The sequence below is a fragment of the Stenotrophomonas sp. MH181796 genome (assembly GCF_009659995.1).
Classification (GTDB): domain Bacteria; phylum Pseudomonadota; class Gammaproteobacteria; order Xanthomonadales; family Xanthomonadaceae; genus Stenotrophomonas; species Stenotrophomonas riyadhensis.
The window spans coordinates 1-1,649 of record NZ_RAHU01000023.1; the positions used below are offsets into that span (position 1 = coordinate 1).

Here is a 1,649-nt window from a genome sequence, read left to right on the forward strand (position 1 = left end):
CGAAGCGGCTGGAAATGACGGTTGCGATATTTGCAGCAATCGGATCATTTATTGATTCGGCGCAGAGTTTTATTGCGACGGCCGACGATGTGCGAAACGGGCGGGGAATTGCTGCTACTGCCCATGCGCTTCAAGCAGTTTCTATATTCCTGGGCGGGGCGGCGTTTAGTATTTATGCTATTTCTATAGTTGTTCAGGGTTTTGGTGTTTCCACGTCGTGGCTGGGCTGGGGGATTGTATTCATTGTCATAGGGTTTGCCTTAGGTTTTGTAGCATCCCTCTTCATGACTCATCCCATGGAAGACTGGGCGGCGAGGTGCACTTGGGGGGACGGGTTCGCGTCGACGTGGCCAAGTAATGATGTGGAATTACAGGAGCTTAATAAAGTTCTTTTGGGCATTGAAATTGATGCGCAGTTTAGAAGTTCTTTTAGTTGGAAGAACGTCACTAGCATTGATGATGTGATCATCGGAGAGGCTGTGCGGCGAATGACCGCCCAAGAGTCTGATGCGAAATTCACTAGAGAATTCGTTGTGAAGCTTAAGCTGGTGGAGCAAATGAGGAGGCGGCTTGGAATCCAGATTCAGATCCGCGGTCAAGGCATCGGGGGCACTGAAACCATAGTCGCATACTCAACCGACGCCAGTGGTAGACCGGGAGAGAACTGGGGTCAGGGAGTATCAGCCGGTCAAATAGATCACGCTGCTCTCGATGCATTGACGATTTCTGGGCATGTGCAAAGCGGTAGGTTCTCCATGCTGGCAGTAGAGCTGATCATTCGAGATGCTCTTGAAGGTGGCGATACAATTATTCAAGAAAGAATGGTGGTTGAGTGAGCGATTCATCCAAAAGATCAGGTGCAGTTGCGGTCCCGGAATGGGAGGGTGATGAGCCATATTTTGACGTCGATTTTGCACGGGCTCGAAGCCAAGGTAAGGCGCAAGTTGGAGTTGCGCAGCCACGTAGAATTCTCGACAGCGCCGATTCGGCCGTCGTGCACACTTGCCCGTCGTCGTCTGATGTCGTGGTCGCTGCATACGAGAATGGAGTGCTTATTGGAGGGCTAAGGGGCTCGCTGAGTATTTCGGTGCTTGCGTGGTTCGGATTCCTGCCTGCATCCGGTCTAATTTTTGTGGGACTCTGGTGTGCTTATATAATTGCTCAGGCCGGGGCGGGGGCTATGGGCCAGCCGGGTCTTGCGATTGGTTTGTCGATTGCTGGTGTGATTGGTTTTGTTTCGGGTGTAAGTATATTTAGCGTACTGTTGCGTGTTCTTGTATTCATGCCATCTGATTTTCCGGTCTTGTTTAATAGGGAGACCAGGGAGGTTTGGGTGGCGGTTCCAAAAATGCCATCCTTCGTTCGATTGTTTGAACTCTCTACTGTTGTCTTTGAATGCCATAGTTGGGCCACTCTAAAGCCGCGCACCTACCGGATTCTTGAGGTCACGCCTGGCGCAAGTTCTGCTCGGTGGACCTACATTCTGACGTTGGTCTTTGGTCAAGAGAATGATCCACGAAAGGTGGCCTGTGAAATGAACATAGGCTTCAAGGGCTGGGGGGATGATTTCGAGCTTCTGCAGCTTTGGGAGCATATTCGCCGATACATGAACGATCACGGGCCCGCTTTGGACCGGGGCGAGAAATTCA

1 protein-coding gene and 1 pseudogene are annotated in these 1,649 nt (G+C 51.2%); both read left to right on the forward strand.

Features of this window, described 5'->3' with window-relative positions; genetic code table 11:
- Positions 1 to 836: pseudogene (locus D5301_RS24085) on the forward strand (hypothetical protein); the annotation flags it as partial.
- A partial coding sequence (locus D5301_RS23945) for a DUF6708 domain-containing protein (RefSeq protein WP_153857080.1) occupies positions 833 to 1,649 on the forward strand: 817 nt, incomplete at its 3' end. The pseudogene D5301_RS24085 and the gene D5301_RS23945, both read left to right, overlap by 4 nt.